Here is a 15476-nt window from a genome sequence, read left to right as displayed (position 1 = left end):
CGCCGGCAGCCCTGCCGGTCTCCGGAGCCGTATGTCCGGATACGCAAAGATAGGGCAAATTTTTCGTTTGATTTGCCCTTCGTCGGATTTTGATTAACTTTAACGTGGAAACAGACCGTAATTATGAAGACTGAAACCATAGCGCAATTACCGATCGTGAAAAAGGATCCGTGGCTTGAGCCCAATGCGGAGGATATGCTGCGGCGTTACGACCGTTACCGGGAGCGGCTGTCCGCCATCGGGAAGGAATGCGGTTCGCTGACCGAGTATGCCAACGGCTATTTTTATTTCGGATTTCAGTATGACGACGCGCTGCGGGGCTGGTGGTTCCGCGAATGGCTGCCCGGCGCGAAGGATGTGTACCTGTTCGGCGACTTCAACGGCTGGCAGCGCACGCAGTTACCGCTGAAAAAGGACGGCTGCGGCGTGTGGAGCGTCTTTTTGCCGGACGAGACCTATGGGGAACGCCTGGTACACGGTTCGAAGGTCAAAATGCTGGTGCATGGCGACAACGGCTGGCTCGAACGCATTCCGTCGTACATCCGGCGGGTCGTGCAGGACGAACATACCAAAGATTACACGGGGCAATTATGGGCTCCCGCCGAGCCGTTCGACTGGCGCGGCGATTCGTTCGATATCGCCTCCGTAGGCAGTCTGCTGATTTACGAGTGCCATGTCGGGATGGCCCAGGAAAAGGAAGGAGTCGGCACATACTGCGAATTTATCAAAACGATCCTGCCGCATATCAAAAAAGCGGGCTACAACACGATTCAATTGATGGCGGTCGCCGAACACCCCTATTACGGCAGTTTCGGATACCATGTCAGCAATTTTTTCGCCCCGTCGTCGCGCTTCGGCACTCCGGAAGAACTGAAAGCCCTGGTGCGCAAGGCGCATACGATGGGGTTGGCGGTGATTATGGATCTGGTACATTCGCATTACGTGAAAAATATCAACGAAGGGCTAAACGAGCTCGACGGCACGGATCACCTCTATTCGCCGGCCGGCAAAGCCGGCGATCATCCGTACTGGGATTCGAAGCTGTTCGATTACGGCAAGGAGCAAGTGCGTCATTTCCTGCTCTCCAACATCAAATACTGGCTGACGGAGTTTCATTTCGACGGGTTCCGTTTCGACGGGGTCACGTCGATGATCTATTATCACCACGGTTATACGGAGTTCGACAGCCGCGAGAAATATTTCAGCCCGGAGGTCAACGAAGAGGCGCTATGTTACCTGACGCTGGCCAACCGGTTGATCCACGACCTGTATCCGCACGCCGTCACGATTGCCGAGGACGTCAGCGGTATGCCCGGCATGTGCGCCGCGGCCGAAGAGGGCGGGGTAGGGTTCAACTACCGGCTCGGCATGGCCGTGCCCGACTTCTGGATCAAACTGCTGAAAGAAGTGCCTGACGAACAGTGGGACATCTGGCAGATGTGGAACATGATGACCGACCGGCTGCCTTATGTCAAAACGGTGGCCTACTGCGAGTCGCACGACCAGGCATTGGTCGGCGACCAGACCATTGCGTTCCGGCTGATGAACAAGCAGATGTACACCGATATGAACCGCGCCGCACAGAACGTCGTGATCGACCGCGGCATGGCGCTGCACAAGATGATCCGGCTTTTTACGATCTCGCTGGCGGGACAGGCCTATTTGAATTTTATGGGCAACGAATTCGGACATCCCGAATGGATCGATTTCCCGCGTGAAGGGAACGGCTGGAGCTATGCTCACGCGCGGCGTCTGTGGAGTCTTGCCGAGAACGGATTTTTGCGTTACAGTTACTTGGGCGCTTTCGACCGGGCCATGCTGAAACTGGTGCGGAAATACGACATCCTCGGCAGCGGGTACGCTTATAACCACCTAATGGATACGGCGAACCAAACACTCGCATTCAGTCACGGGACAACGGTTTTCGTATTCAACTGGCACCCTCGGAACAGTATTCCCGACTATGCGATCCCGGTTCCGGAACCGGGCCGTTACCGGATCGTACTGACTTCCGACGCTCCCGAATTCGGCGGTTACGGCCGGATCGACCCGGCTGTGAAAGCGTTCAGTTTTTCGCAGACCGACAGCGACGGCAGTACGCGGCCATACATCCGCATCTACAACCTGTGCCGGTCGGCCCTCGTGCTGACCAGAATGAATCGTTAAATGAATCGAACTGATGGATTTCAATGATTTAAAAGATTTTATCACTCCTGCCGACCACCTTCTTTTCCGGGCGAAAAAACTGTTCGGCAGGGAAGGGAAAATAATCGACGCCGCGATCGCTTACCTCGAACCGGGCGGCGGAGGCCCCGTTGAAATGCATACTCATCGGCACGACCATCTGTTTATCGTAACCAGCGGTCAAGTCCGCATCCGATTGGGCGATTCCGAACGGATTCTGAATCCAACCGAATCGTGTCGGGTACCGGGCTGCATTGCGCACGCCGTCTGGAATCATACCGATCAAACGACCGTAATGATCGGCATTTCAGTCGAATAATCCAAACCGCATCTTCCGATGGATCCGACATTTTTTCGTCCCGCCGCCACCGATTTCGACGCCTTGACAGCACTCTGGGAAGCATCGGTGCGCGCTACGCATCACTTTTTGGACGAGGCGTATATCCGCTACCTGAAACCGCTGATCCGGAACGAATACCTGAAAAGCGTCGAACTGTACGGCTTGCGCGGGAACGACGGCGCGATCGTGGCTTTCATGGGGGTATCCGAACGTAAAATCGAAATGCTGTTCGTCGATCCCGCCTTCCGGGAGATGGGCCTGGGTCGGCATTTGGTAGAATATGCAATCGACCGCCTGCACGTTACCCGTGTGGACGTCAACGAGCAGAACGAACAGGCGGCGGGTTTTTACGCCCGCCTGGGATTCCGATACGTTTCCCGTAGCGAAACCGACGGTTCCGGCAGACCCTATCCGATCCTGCATCTGGAATTGCCGCATTCCGGAATGTAGTTGCGCCGCCTAACGTATCGGATTCGTTCAGATTGGATACAATGCTTATTTTCAGTAAACTATAAGACAGAAGTATATGCCGTCTCCTTCATTTCGCCGGGCATCAGAAACACGCATATCCGCTGTGCTTGCCGCAATGTCAGATCCGTATCGAATGCGACGATCGTAACGCCCGGATTCGGAGAATCGTAAGTATTTTCCGAAACGGCCGGGCGGATTATCCACCGGACGGGCGTCTGCGAAGCGATCCGCACGTAGCACCGCTTCCCCTCCTTTTCCAGCAACAGAACGCTGTCCGACAAAATCCGGGGCGTGGCTTCCGTGACGAGCGTCCAGCGCATCCGGGTATAATAGAGTCCCGGCTCCACTCGGTCTTCGATAACCGCATAAGAGTCGTCCACCATCGCTACGGCCCGCTCCGCATACCGCACCTGACCTTCGTAAACCGGAGTCAGATCCATCGCAACGTAACGGAGCCGAGCCGAATCGCGCCAATCCTTTATCTGCACTTTTCCTTTAATCGACTGCGGTTTATCATTAAACGTAAGCGTATTATGCGCTTTATTATTATATCTAAAAACTTCCCATCGCTGCGACCCTTGCGCTCCGTTCCACAGATCCACCCCGCGTTTTTCGAGCCGGTCGTAATCCTCTCCGCCCATATCGATCGCCCAGCGCACCCCGTCGGCCTCGAAAATAAAACTGCCGACATCCATGTGGGCATGACTGGCTCCCGGCGTTCCCATTTTAACCCCCACATACAGAGCGTCCGGATCGTTCCAGCCGGAACGCATTAAGAAAACGGGATTATCGCCGCCGCCTTTCCAATATAGGGTTTCCGGCACGGTCGGTTTGTCGAGCGACGCTCCCTGCCCCCAGACGAACAGCAACGGGAGCAGCCGGTCTTGCAGGTGATTTTTGCGGCTGTCCGCCTGTAATAACCAGCCCTGATTGCAAAGAATCGATGCGTCTCCCGTTTTTCGGTAAAACCAAAACAGAGCCGGGAGCAATCCTGCGTCGGTGCTGCAATCGGAATAACAGAACGAACGCAACTGCGGAGTGACCATGTGCAGCATGAATTTCCCGGACTCCAGAAAACCGGGAGCATCGCACAACCCGAAGTCCGTCCCGAAAGCATTCTCCATAGCGCTGATGAGCAATACATTGAAAGAAGTTCCGTATTCCCAGTAAGCGTATCCTTCCGGATAAGCCCCGTCCGGCGCGTAATGGCGCATCGGGATACGTACTTTTTCGACAGCGCGTTCGATCGTCCGCCGGGCCAGGTCGGGTTCCGTCTCGGCGACCGCCAGCGCCCCGTAAGCCATGCCGCAATGGCACACCTGATTCCAATTGGTCGGCGCGTTCAGGATCGCGTCGTGCTCTTTCCCGAACGAAGGTTTCAGTCCCTTTTCGAGAATTGCGGTACGGATCGTTCGCCGCGATGTTTCGGACAGTTTCGGATAGAGCCAGTCGTAACCGATCGCCAGGGCGGCGGTCATTTCGGCCACATCCAGAAAGTGGGACGGATTCCAGTCCGAGAATGAAGCCGCTTTCAGCATTTCGGCCTCGGCCCGGTCGGAATACCTCTTTTCACCGGTCATCCGGTAGGCAAATCCGAGGAAAAGGATGCGCCGCAGGTTTTCACGGGAGGTTGCCAGCAAACGCCGTCCCACGACGACCCGTTCGTTGACGGGAAGCCCGAGCATCGTATCGCATGCCTGCAAAATGGATTCGTACAACCCGTTCCATACCGGCAGTTTCGCTTGTTTTTTCAAAGCTTTCTCGGCCCCTTTGCATAACAGAATGCGCGGATGCGGAGGAAGTTTCCCGATATCTATCGAAACTTTATTATCGGCGCCGGATAACGTTGCAAAGAAAGAAATTACGACTACAAGTACGATACCTTTCGCATTCATTTTGGACGATTTTGAATTTTAACGAATTTTATAGAGCACCAACTCCGAAGGCAGCGGAATCGCCGCAGGCTTGCGGTCGTTGTTTGTCGGCGACGTCTCCCAGCGCAATAGGTGATTGTCGCGCAGAAGCGTATGTACCCGCATACCCGGGAACGAAGACGCGACGGCACGAAGTTGCGCCGAAACCCGATCCGAAACCTCCCGGGTTCCGACCGGCTGCAGGCTTTTCCCGTCGATCAGCACCCGGCTTTTCCTTTCCCGGATATGATCGTATCCGAAAGCGATTTTTCTGTCTTCGGCAACCTTCGGGGTGCCGATGCCCAGTTCGGTCGGCCTGGAATCCCAGCCCTGAATGTGCCAACGGCAATTCCAGCGGATCAGTCGCATCCGTTTCCAAACGCCGCCTTCGAACCGGGCAATAAAAAGTTGATTGTTACCGTCGTATTTCATGGTATCCGATCACAGGCCGGCGGTCGCTGCGATCGCGACGAACCACGCCAGCCATCGAGATTTTTTATTCATTAATTCCTGTTGTTTGTGTACCGGAACCGAATCTTCCGTAGGCGGAAAACCTGTCCCTAAACATTTACAAATGTCAATTATTTCCCCAAAGCAGGTAGGCGCCCGTCCCATAAATGCTTTTTCAACTTCTTGAACTGCCGGTGTCGGTAAATCGCTTCAAGATAATAATAATCAGCATAAACGATCGGAACATCTACCTCCGAATTTGCCGGTTTGCTACCCACCGAATGCATCAGGATAAAATTTCCGTTTTCCCCGACAGGGGCCGTATAACTGTCCGATGAGAGCGAAGCCAGCATCCGGTCGGCCGCGTCGGCATACTTCGGGTCGCTGTACAAAGCGAGTTCGTACAGAGCCGAAGCGGCGATGGCTCCGGCCGAAGCGTCGCGCGGTTCGTCCGGAATGTTCGGAGCGTCGAAATCCCAATAGGGGATCATGTCTTCCGGCAGGCGCGGATGATTCAGAATAAAGTCGGCAATCGCTTCTGCCTGCTGTAAATAACGTTCGTCTCCGGTGAACCGGTAGCAGGTCACGAATCCGTACAGTCCCCATGCCTGTCCGCGCGCCCAGGCCGAACCGTCGGCGTATCCCTGCGCCGTATTTTTCATCCGCACGGCTCCCGTCTGCGGATCGTAGTCGACGACGTGAAAAGAGCTGTGGTCGGCACGGTAGTGGTTTTCGAGCGTTTTATCGGCATGCGACACCGCAATTTTATAGAAACTCGAATCGCCGCTGTAAATCGCAGCGTTGAACAGCAGTTCGAGATTCATCATGTTATCGATGATAACCGGGCATTTCCAGCGTTTGTTCGGGTTCCACGACATAATCACGCCGGCCTCGGGTTGAAACCGCGTCGCCAGCGAACGCGCCGACTGAATCAGCACGTCCCGGTATGCCGGATCGCCGGTGATTCGGTAACCGTTGCCGTAACTGCATCCCATTCGGAATCCGATGTCGTGATCCGAAGTCAGGTTTTTGATCCGTTCGAGTCGTTCGGTCTGTTCCGACGCGCGCGTTTTCCACTGCGGATCACCGGTCAGCTCGTACAGAAACCACAGCGAACCGGGGAAGAAACCGCTGATCCACCCTTCGTAAGCGCAGTAACGGTTCACCCCGTTCTGGAAATTTTGCGGGGATTTGCGTTCGCCGGTAGCCATCAGTTTGTCATACAGTCCGGCCGTTTGCCGCGCCGCCGATTCCGTATATTTTTTCACATCGATTCGCGGCGATTTGCTTTTGCAGCATGCGCCATTCACCGACAGCAGAGCCGCGATGCCGAGCAGCGGCACCCATTTGTTCTTTTTCATAGTTTCAGGTCAGATTTTCGGTTTTACAACTGTTCGGCCGCCAATGCAACCGTTTGCACAAATGTAAAGCGTTTTTTCCGGAAAAGCAAACCGTTCCGGTGGGAAATATCGGGAAAGCATAGTAACAACAAAGCGTGTAGCGCAAATAAATTCGGGGAAAGATACGATCTGTAAAAAGGAATGATTATATTTGCAATCGGTTGCACGAAAGAAGCGAAGAAACCGTTTATGAAGACGAAAAAAATATCGATTTACGACATCGCGCGGAAGCTGGGGGTTTCGACTTCCACGGTATCGAGGGCGCTGCAGGATAACCCCGCGATCAGCGTCGAAATGCGCGACCGGATCCGGAAAACGGCCGAAGAAATGGGCTACAAACCCAATGTATTCGCCGTCAACTTGCAGCGGGGCAGCACCCGAACGATCGGGGTCGTGGTGCCGATGGTCAGCCGAAATTTTTTCTCCGTGGCGATCGACGGCATCGAGGAAGCCGCTTCGCAGCGGGGATACGACGTGATGATCTACCAGTCCCGGAACGATCCGGAACGGGAAGTGCGGATACTGAACAGTTTTCTGCACGGCAAGGTGGACGGCGTGATCGCCTCGTTGGCATCGGGCGCCGGGGATTATACGCATTACCGGGCATTATCCCGTTACGGTATGCCGCTGGTGCTTTTCGACCGTTACGCTCCCGGGCTGGACGCGGGCACCGTTTTGCTGGACGATTACAAAGGGGCCTTCGATACGGTCGAGCACTTGATCGGACAGGGATACCGCCGGATTTATCACTATGCCGGATCGCAACGCGTCAGCATTTGGAAAAACCGGAGGACGGGTTACGAGGACGCGCTGCGCCGTCACGGAATCGAACCGCTCTCCGACTGGATCGCCGAAGGTGCGACGACCGAAGAAGGAGGCTATAAAGCGATGGAACGACTGTTTGCCGCCGGGGAGACGCTGCCCGAAGCCGTCTTCTTCGCCGGCGATTATGCAGCTCTCGGGGCCTACCGGTCGCTGCGCGAACACGGACTCCGCGTCCCGGACGACATGGCGCTGGCCGGATTTGCCAACGAACCGTTCTGCGAGCTGATCACCCCCAGTTTCACTTCGGTCGAACAATTCGGTTACCGGATGGGAAGCGCCGCCGCGCAGATGCTGCTGGATAAACTCGACGGAGGGCCTTACATGGACATCGTGATTCCCCCTAAACTGATCGTCCGCGAATCCTCGCAACGGAAAAGAACCGAATAACAAATTTATTATTTGAAAAACGATATGCAATACGAAGAACGCTATGCCGCACACCCGGACGATGCGAAGGGGTACGACACCGACAGGCTCCGCAGGGAATTCCTGATCGAAAAACTGTTCGAACCGGACGATATCCGGCTCGTCTATTCGGCTTACGACCGACTGATCGTCGGAGGGATCATGCCAGTCGGCCGACCGCTCGAACTGACGCCGATCGACCCGCTGAAAGCTCCCTTTTTCCTGCATCGCCGTGAACTCGGGATCATCAACGTCGGCGGAAAAGGCACGGTACAAGCCGGCGACAACACGTTCGAACTGAATTACAAGGAGGCTCTCTACCTCGGCAGCGGCGACCGGACGGTAACGTTTCGTTCTGCGGACGCTTCCGCACCGGCCCTGTTCTACATCAATTCCGCACCGGCCCACCGGAACTATCCCGATCGGAAAGTAACCAAGTCCGACGCGGTCGTCGCCAAAATGGGCTCGCTCGAAGATTCGAACGCGCGTACGATCAATAAACTGATTGTCAAACAGGTGCTTCCGACCTGTCAGTTGCAAATGGGAATGACCGAACTCGAACCGGGCAGCGTGTGGAACACGATGCCGGCCCATACGCACAACCGGCGCATGGAAGCCTATTTTTATTTCGAACTTCCGGCGGACGCGGCCGTATGCCATTTTATGGGGCAGCCGCAACAGACCCGCCACATCTGGATGCGGAAGCACCAGGCGGTGATCTCCCCGGCCTGGTCGATCCATTCGGCCTGCGCGACCCATAACTATACGTTCATTTGGGGCATGGCCGGCGAAAACCTCGATTACGGGGATATGGACACCTGCGCCGTAACCGATCTAAAATAACGAAGCGATGGATATACGAAAACTTTTCTCCCTGGAAGGACGTGTGGCGCTGGTAACCGGAGCCACACACGGTCTTGGCATGGCAGTGGCGACGGCGCTGGCAGGAGCCGGGGCTACGCTGGCGGTCAACGGACATTCGGCCGACCGGCTCGACAAGGCGCTGAAAACATATGAGAACAAAGGAATCGACGCAAAAGGCTATTTGTTCGACGTGACCGACGAGCAGGCCGTCGCCGAAGGTGTCGCCCGGATCGAACGGGAAGCGGGCCCGATCGATATCCTGGTCAACAATGCGGGGATTATCAAGCGGATTCCGGCGCTGGAAATGACGTTGCCGGAGTGGAACGAGGTAATTGCGACCGACCTGACGTCGCCTTTTCTGATGTCGCGGGCGGTCGCCGCCGGAATGATCCGCCGCGGACACGGCAAGATCGTCAACATGTGTTCGATGATGAGCGAGGTCGGGCGCAGCAGCGTAACGGCTTACGCCGCGGCCAAAGGAGGATTGAAAATGCTGACGAAAAATCTGGCAACCGAATGGGCGAAACACAACATCCAGGTCAACGGCATCGGCCCCGGCTATTTCGCGACCGAACAGACGGCGCCGATCCGCGTGAACGGTAATCCGTTCAACGAATTCATCGTCAGCCGCACCCCGGCATCGCGCTGGGGCGATCCGGAGGACCTGGCCGGAGCGGCCGTGTTCCTCGCATCGCGGGCGTCGGATTTTGTAAACGGACACATTCTGTATGTCGACGGCGGTATCCTGGCTTCGCTGGGGCGGGCCGCCAATGAAAACTAAAATGATATCGCATATGAAACTGATTTTATTGGCTGTCGCATCGTGCGCGCTGACATGGGCGTCGTGCACGCGGGAATTGGTCGTCGAGGTAACGAATCCGACCGGTCTGGAACGAATTTACGAAACGGTGGAAATTCCCTGGGCAAAAGTCGAATCCGCGCTGCCGGGCGTCGCGCCGCAGGAAGTCGTGGTACTGACGCCCGACGGGGATACGCTGCCGTGCCAGGCCGTGACGCTCGGCGAAGAAACGCCGCAGAGCCTGATTTTCCAGATATCTCTGATCGGCGACGCTTCGGAAAAATACCAGATCCGCAAAGGTCGTCCGGCTCCGCCGACACCGCAGGTATTCGGGCGACTGGTGCCCGAACGAATGGACGATTTCGCCTGGGAAAACAACCTGATCGGTTTCCGTATGTACGGTCCGGCCCTGCAGGCAACCGGCGAGATCAGCAACGGGATCGACATCTGGCAAAAACGCACGCGCGACCTGGTCGTGGATAAATGGTATAAAAACGGCGATTACCACACCGACCACGGAGAAGGGCTCGACTGCTACAAAGTAGGCCGGACGCTCGGCGCCGGAGCGATGGCTCCTTACCTGAACGATACGGTCTGGCTCGGAAACAATTTCGTCGAATCCAGGATTCTGGACAACGGCCCGATCCGGATCACGTTCGAACTGACCTACGCTCCGTACCGGGTCGGCGACCGGCCGGTAACCGAAAAGCGGATCATCTCGCTGGATGCCAACACCCGCTTCAACCGGGTGACCGAGATCTACGACCGGTCGATGGAAGCGGCAGCGGGCATCGTACTGCGGGACGGAGGCGAACGGATGCAGGACGGACATTGCATCGCCTATTGGGAACCGGCGGCCGGTAACGACGGAAATACCGGCATCGGCGTAGTATTTCCCGAGGGCATCGCGCAGAGCGTCGAGAACTGCGGTCACTTGCTGGCGCTTACGTCCGTAAAAGCGAACGAACCGTTCACCTATTACACCGGCGCAGGCTGGAGCAAAGCCGGTACGGAAGATGCGAAAGCGTGGTTCGAAGAGGTGAAAAACGAATCCGCCAGACTCGCCGCTCCGCTGGTCGTCGACATCCGGTAACCGACCGGGATCATTCCGGACAAAACGTAAAGGCCGACGGTGCGAACCGCCGGCCTTTACCGGTAAAATACGGGTTAAATTTTTTATTTTCCGACCGGGATATTACTTTTGCCGGTGCAATCCAAACCCGAATTTATGAAACGATTTTTTCGATCCGCCCTACTGCTGCTGTCCGTACTGTCGACCGCAGGCTGCAATCGTCCGTCCGACAAGGGAGCCGGTATTTCCGACCTGCAAACCCGTTACTGGAACAACGAAAGCGTCCGCAAAGGACTCTATGTAAAAAATGTGCCCGCAACGGGCGTAAATGCCGTTTCGGAAGCGGTCATTTGCCTGGCCGGCCGGGAATACCATGCTACCGGAGTGAACTGCTACGGCCTTTTTTCGTATTGCCTGAAAGACGGCGGAATCGACCTTACCGACGCCTACGCTTCGCTGGATATACTGAAAGAACAGGGCGTCGGCGTCGTCCGTTTCAATTGCGGCGTCTTTTACAGCGAGGAACTCCCCGCCTATACGGATCACCGGGACGACTACCTGGCTGCGCTTCGCAAAGTCGCCGCTTATGCCCAGCAGTGCGAAATCGGCCTGATCCCGAGCTTTTTCTGGAACTACTCGGCCGTTTCGCTCTACTACGGCGAACCTTACCGCTGCTGGGGAAAAGCAGGTAGCCGGACAGTCGGTTTCCTCATGCGGTACACCGAGGACGTCGTAACGGCTCTGCGGGAATACAAGAGTATTTTCGGTTGGGAATTCGGCAACGAACTGAATTTGCAGGCCGACCTGCCGAACTGGCAGGAGCGGTTCGATACGGAAGATCCCGCCAATTGGACGAAAGGGGACGACATTCATTTCGCATTCCGTACTTTCGCCGATATCGTCCGGGCGAAGGATCCCGACTCGCGGATGATCCTGTCGGGCAACGCGACCCTCAGGCCTTCCCAGTACCATCAGTACGTCGAAAACTCCTGGGATACGGACGATACCGGACAGTACCGTGCGATTACGAACCTGTTCAATCCGTATCCGATCAATACCGTAACCGAACACGTTTACGAAACCGGCCGAAAATTTTCCGACTGCGGAAAGGTGTCGCTCGACCGGCAGCTCCGGGAAGCGATGTATGCCGCACGAACGCTCAACAAAGCATATGTGGTCGGCGAATTCGCAGGCGTGTTGCAGTCCGAAGAGGCTTACCGCAAGTATTACGACGCTTTCCTGGACGCGGGAGTACAACTCACCCTGCTGTGGAATTTCGCGTTGAGAGGAGATGTCGAACATAGTTTCACGGCGACGGAGCCTCGGGGACAGTACCTATTCGGCCTGATCCGGGAATACAACGAAAAATATGCCCGAGAAACGGGGAAGTGAACACTCGACAAAAAACGAAAACGGATCTCGACGAGATCCGTTTTCGTTTTATAACATCCGGGTGTGCCGCGTTACGATTGTTGGCCGTTTTCGCCGGATTCTTCTTGAGACTCTTCGTTCCCGGTTTTGAATTCGGTCATTCCCGAAGCGACCAGCAGGTTATACCACGTCGCCATTTTTTTCATGTCGGAAACATGAACCCGGCTGCGATCGTATTCGGGCAGCACTTCGGCAAAATATTTTTTCAGCGCTTCGGCGGGAGACTTGGGATCGATCGTCTGCTTACCTTCGCATTTCTCATAAATCTTTTGGAAAACCTCGGCCAACGGCATGTCTTCCCCGTCGGTGAAAATAGCGATCTCTCCGAGCGAGCTGACCCTTGCGGTCGCCGGGGCGCAGGTGCGCGTTCCGTCGGCCAGCGATTCGACGATGATGCCGTTGCGGCTCTGCGCCACGAACTTGAACAATCCTCCCTGACCCGAGATGGCCAGAACATCTTTCAACTTCATAAAACTTGTTTTTGGTTTTGCGGTTCCAAAAGTACAATAAAAAACCGAAAATGCATTGCTTTTCGGAAATGTCGCACAAATTAAATATTCCGGTAACATCCGCTCGCTATAATTTGCATACCGGTTCGCAGCGACGGCTCCCGAGGCTTTCCCGGGGAACGCCGTTTCGTTGCGGAGCTGTCGCTGCAAACCGGAGCCCCAGTAAACGAGCCTTCGGCACACGAAACAAACCGATAAAATGCCCCCGGATCGGTGTCGAAATTAGGTTTTTGCGGTTTTTTTCCCTATTATTGCAGGTTGAAAAGCGCGGAGAAATTTTCCGCGCCGGAAGGCTCGCCGAACGGCAAAAAGGCGGATCGTCCGGTTGGTGCCGAAAGACTAAACGTAATTTATGAAAAATAAACCGATGAAAGTATTGAAATTTGGCGGGACTTCGGTCGGTTCCGAAAAAGGGCTATCGCAAGTAAAGAAAATCGTGGAATCCTGTTCCGAGGATGTGATCGTAGTGGTATCGGCCTTGGGAGGCATAACGGATCAACTGTTGCTTACGGCTCGTCTGGCTGCTGCCGGCGACGAAGCTTATATGCCCCAGTGTACGGCCATGATCGCCCGCCACAACGAACTCGTCGAAAAGATCGTGCTGCCCGAAAACCGGCCGGGAGTTCAAAACCGGCTGGATGAACTGCTGGACGAACTGAGCAATATTTTCAAAGGGGTTTACCTGATCCGGGATCTCTCCCCGAAAACGACCGACATGATCCTCAGCTACGGAGAACGGCTTTCGTCGGAGATCGTATGCGGCGCGGTTGCCGGTTCGGTTCGGTACGACGCGCGGGAATTCATCAAAACCAAACCGCTGTTCAACCGCCATGTGGTCGATTTCGCATCCACCGAAAAATTGATCGAACGCCGTTTCGAAAAGATGCCTCACGTGGCGATCGTCCCCGGTTTCATCGCAACCGACCTGGCCAACGGCGACGCGACGAATCTCGGCCGAGGCGGATCGGACTATACGGCGGCCATCCTCGCATCGACGCTGAAAGCGTCCGCGCTGGAGATATGGACGGACGTGGACGGCTTTATGACCGCCGACCCGAAGGTTATCAACGATGCGTACGTGATCGAACACCTGAGTTACGTCGAAGCGATGGAGCTATGCAATTTCGGAGCGAAGGTGATCTATCCGCCGACGATCTTCCCGGCTTACCACAAAAATATTCCGATCGTGATCCGCAATACGTTCAACCTGGATTCGAAAGGCACGGCCATTTCTCGGGAGTCGTCGGGGGATGCCAGCCGGGCGATCAAAGGAATCTCGTCGATCAACGACACCTGCCTGATCACGATCCAGGGCTTGGGCATGGTCGGCGTTATCGGCGTCAACTACCGGATTTTCAAAACGCTCGCCAAATCGGGAATCAGCGTATTCCTCGTCTCGCAGGCGGCGTCCGAAAATACGACCTCGATCGGCGTGCGCAACGACGACGCGGATCTCGCGATGGAAGTGCTGACTGAAGAGTTCGCGCAGGAAATCGCGCTGGGGGAAATCAATAAGATCAAAAAAGAACCGAATCTCGCCACGATCGCGATCGTCGGCGAAAATATGAAACACACGCCGGGTATCGCCGGAAAACTGTTCGGCACGCTCGGCCGTAGCGGGATCAATGTGATCGCCTGCGCGCAGGGGGCTTCGGAAACCAACATTTCGTTCGTGGTGTCGCTCGACAGCCTGCGCAAGACGTTGAACGTGCTTCACGATTCGTTCTTCCTGTCCGATTACCAGGTGTTGAATATCTTTATCGCCGGAGTGGGGCTGATCGGAAGCAACTTGCTGGAACAGATCCGCCTGCAGCAGGCCAAGCTGATGAAGGAAAATTCCTTGCAGATCCGGGTGGTCGGCGCGACCAACTCCAAACGGTATATCGTCGACCGCGACGGTCTCGACCTGAAGACCTATCGCGACGAACTCCGGCGTTCGGAAAACGTCTCGACGCCGGCGGCATTCCGGGATGCGATCCTGTCGATGAATATTTTCAACTCCGTTTTCGTGGACTGCACGGCCAGCGCCGAGGTTGCGGATATCTACAAGGATCTGCTGGAGCACAACGTTTCGGTCGTGGCCGCCAACAAGACCGCGGCGTCGTCCGAATACGACCGTTACCACGAACTCAAATCGATTGCCCGTAAACGGGGAGTCAAGTTCCTATTCGAAACGAATGTCGGAGCGGGCCTGCCGATCATCAATACGATCAGCGATCTGATCAACAGCGGCGACCGCATCCTGAAAATCGAAGCGGTGGTTTCCGGAACGCTAAATTATATTTTCAACGAGATGAGCGCGACCGTGCCGATGAGCAAAGCGATCAAAATGGCACAGGAAGCCGGTTATGCCGAACCCGACCCGCGGATCGACCTGAGCGGCATGGACGTAATCCGCAAACTGGTGATTCTCTCCCGCGAAGCCGGGTACCGAGTCGAACAAGCCGACGTGAAAAAGCACCTGTTCATCCCCGAAAAATATTTCGAAGGATCGGTCGAGGATTTCTGGCGTAAAATTCCCGAGATCGACGCCGAATTCGAACAGCGCCGCAAAAAGCTCGAAGCGAGCGGTAAGCGCTGGCGTTTCATCGCCACAATGGAAAACGGCAAGACCGAAGTGGGATTGCGCGAGGTAGACAGCGAAAGCCCGTTCTACCACCTGGCCGGCAGCAACAACGTAATCCTGCTGACAACCGAACGCTATAAGGAGTATCCGATGCAGATCAAAGGATACGGAGCCGGAGCCGGAGTGACTGCCGCAGGCGTCTTCGCGGACATTATCAGCATTGCGAATATCCGGTAAACAGAGCAAC

The 15476-nt window shown here is 55.6% G+C and carries 13 protein-coding genes; 9 read left to right on the top strand and 4 right to left on the bottom strand.

Annotation, left to right across the window (positions count from 1 at the left end):
• The first annotated feature begins 123 nt into the window (after positions 1 to 123).
• From C1A08_RS10105 to C1A08_RS10095, 3 genes are read left to right on the top strand one after another with little or no spacing between them, the layout of a single operon-like run.
• On the top strand, positions 124 to 2166 hold the full coding sequence (locus tag C1A08_RS10105) for an alpha-amylase family glycosyl hydrolase (RefSeq protein WP_101573227.1): 2043 nt from the start codon (positions 124 to 126) through the stop codon (positions 2164 to 2166).
• A 13-nt stretch (positions 2167 to 2179) separates the two neighbouring features.
• Positions 2180 to 2503, top strand: coding sequence for a cupin domain-containing protein (locus tag C1A08_RS10100; protein ID WP_101573225.1), 324 nt, complete (start codon positions 2180 to 2182; stop codon positions 2501 to 2503).
• An 18-nt stretch (positions 2504 to 2521) separates the two neighbouring features.
• Positions 2522 to 2974: a GNAT family N-acetyltransferase gene (locus tag C1A08_RS10095; RefSeq protein ID WP_101573223.1), complete on the top strand. Its 453-nt coding sequence runs from the start codon at positions 2522 to 2524 to the stop codon at positions 2972 to 2974.
• A gap of 59 nt (positions 2975 to 3033) precedes the next feature.
• Here C1A08_RS10095 and C1A08_RS10090 read toward each other — a convergent pair whose 3' ends face one another.
• The 3 genes from C1A08_RS10090 to C1A08_RS10080 all read right to left on the bottom strand — a co-directional run bounded on the left by C1A08_RS10090 (position 3034) and on the right by C1A08_RS10080 (position 6719).
• Complete coding sequence (locus tag C1A08_RS10090; RefSeq protein WP_101573221.1) at positions 3034 to 4890, bottom strand: heparinase II/III domain-containing protein; 1857 nt, start codon at positions 4888 to 4890, stop codon at positions 3034 to 3036.
• 18 nt (positions 4891 to 4908) lie between these two features.
• On the bottom strand, positions 4909 to 5340 hold the full coding sequence (locus C1A08_RS10085) for a hypothetical protein (RefSeq protein WP_101573219.1): 432 nt from the start codon (positions 5338 to 5340) through the stop codon (positions 4909 to 4911).
• A 149-nt stretch (positions 5341 to 5489) separates the two neighbouring features.
• Positions 5490 to 6719 carry a glycoside hydrolase family 88 protein gene (locus C1A08_RS10080; RefSeq protein ID WP_101573217.1) on the bottom strand — a complete coding sequence of 410 codons (1230 nt, stop codon included), beginning with the start codon at positions 6717 to 6719 and terminating at the stop codon, positions 5490 to 5492.
• A 180-nt stretch (positions 6720 to 6899) separates the two neighbouring features.
• On the opposite strand from C1A08_RS10080, the gene C1A08_RS10075 reads away from it, so the two are divergent.
• The 5 genes from C1A08_RS10075 to C1A08_RS10055 all read left to right on the top strand — a co-directional run bounded on the left by C1A08_RS10075 (position 6900) and on the right by C1A08_RS10055 (position 12115).
• Positions 6900 to 7970 carry a LacI family DNA-binding transcriptional regulator gene (locus C1A08_RS10075; protein WP_228385776.1) on the top strand — a complete coding sequence of 357 codons (1071 nt, stop codon included), beginning with the start codon at positions 6900 to 6902 and terminating at the stop codon, positions 7968 to 7970.
• Positions 7971 to 7994: 24 nt separating this feature from the next.
• Positions 7995 to 8831, top strand: a complete 837-nt coding sequence (gene kduI / locus C1A08_RS10070) for a 5-dehydro-4-deoxy-D-glucuronate isomerase (RefSeq protein ID WP_055206364.1) — start codon at positions 7995 to 7997, stop codon at positions 8829 to 8831.
• 7 nt (positions 8832 to 8838) lie between these two features.
• A complete protein-coding gene (locus tag C1A08_RS10065) occupies positions 8839 to 9633 on the top strand; it encodes a gluconate 5-dehydrogenase (protein ID WP_101573215.1) in 795 nt (264 codons plus the stop codon).
• Positions 9634 to 9646: 13 nt separating this feature from the next.
• Positions 9647 to 10744: a DUF4861 family protein gene (locus tag C1A08_RS10060; RefSeq protein WP_172970814.1), complete on the top strand. Its 1098-nt coding sequence runs from the start codon at positions 9647 to 9649 to the stop codon at positions 10742 to 10744.
• Positions 10745 to 10879: 135 nt separating this feature from the next.
• Positions 10880 to 12115, top strand: a complete 1236-nt coding sequence (locus tag C1A08_RS10055; protein WP_101573210.1) for a cellulase family glycosylhydrolase — start codon at positions 10880 to 10882, stop codon at positions 12113 to 12115.
• 71 nt (positions 12116 to 12186) lie between these two features.
• Here C1A08_RS10055 and C1A08_RS10050 read toward each other — a convergent pair whose 3' ends face one another.
• Positions 12187 to 12624, bottom strand: coding sequence for a DUF5606 family protein (locus tag C1A08_RS10050; protein ID WP_101573208.1), 438 nt, complete (start codon positions 12622 to 12624; stop codon positions 12187 to 12189).
• A gap of 406 nt (positions 12625 to 13030) precedes the next feature.
• On the opposite strand from C1A08_RS10050, the gene thrA reads away from it, so the two are divergent.
• On the top strand, positions 13031 to 15466 hold the full coding sequence (thrA, locus tag C1A08_RS10045) for a bifunctional aspartate kinase/homoserine dehydrogenase I (protein WP_055206317.1): 2436 nt from the start codon (positions 13031 to 13033) through the stop codon (positions 15464 to 15466).
• Positions 15467 to 15476: the final 10 nt, after the last annotated feature.

Origin of the sequence: Alistipes sp. cv1, from assembly GCF_900240235.1 — a bacterium.
In the GTDB taxonomy this organism is placed as follows: Bacteria; Bacteroidota; Bacteroidia; order Bacteroidales; family Rikenellaceae; genus Alistipes_A; species Alistipes_A hominis.
Note: the sequence above shows the minus strand (reverse complement) of the source record. Positions and strands in the feature narration are given on the sequence as shown.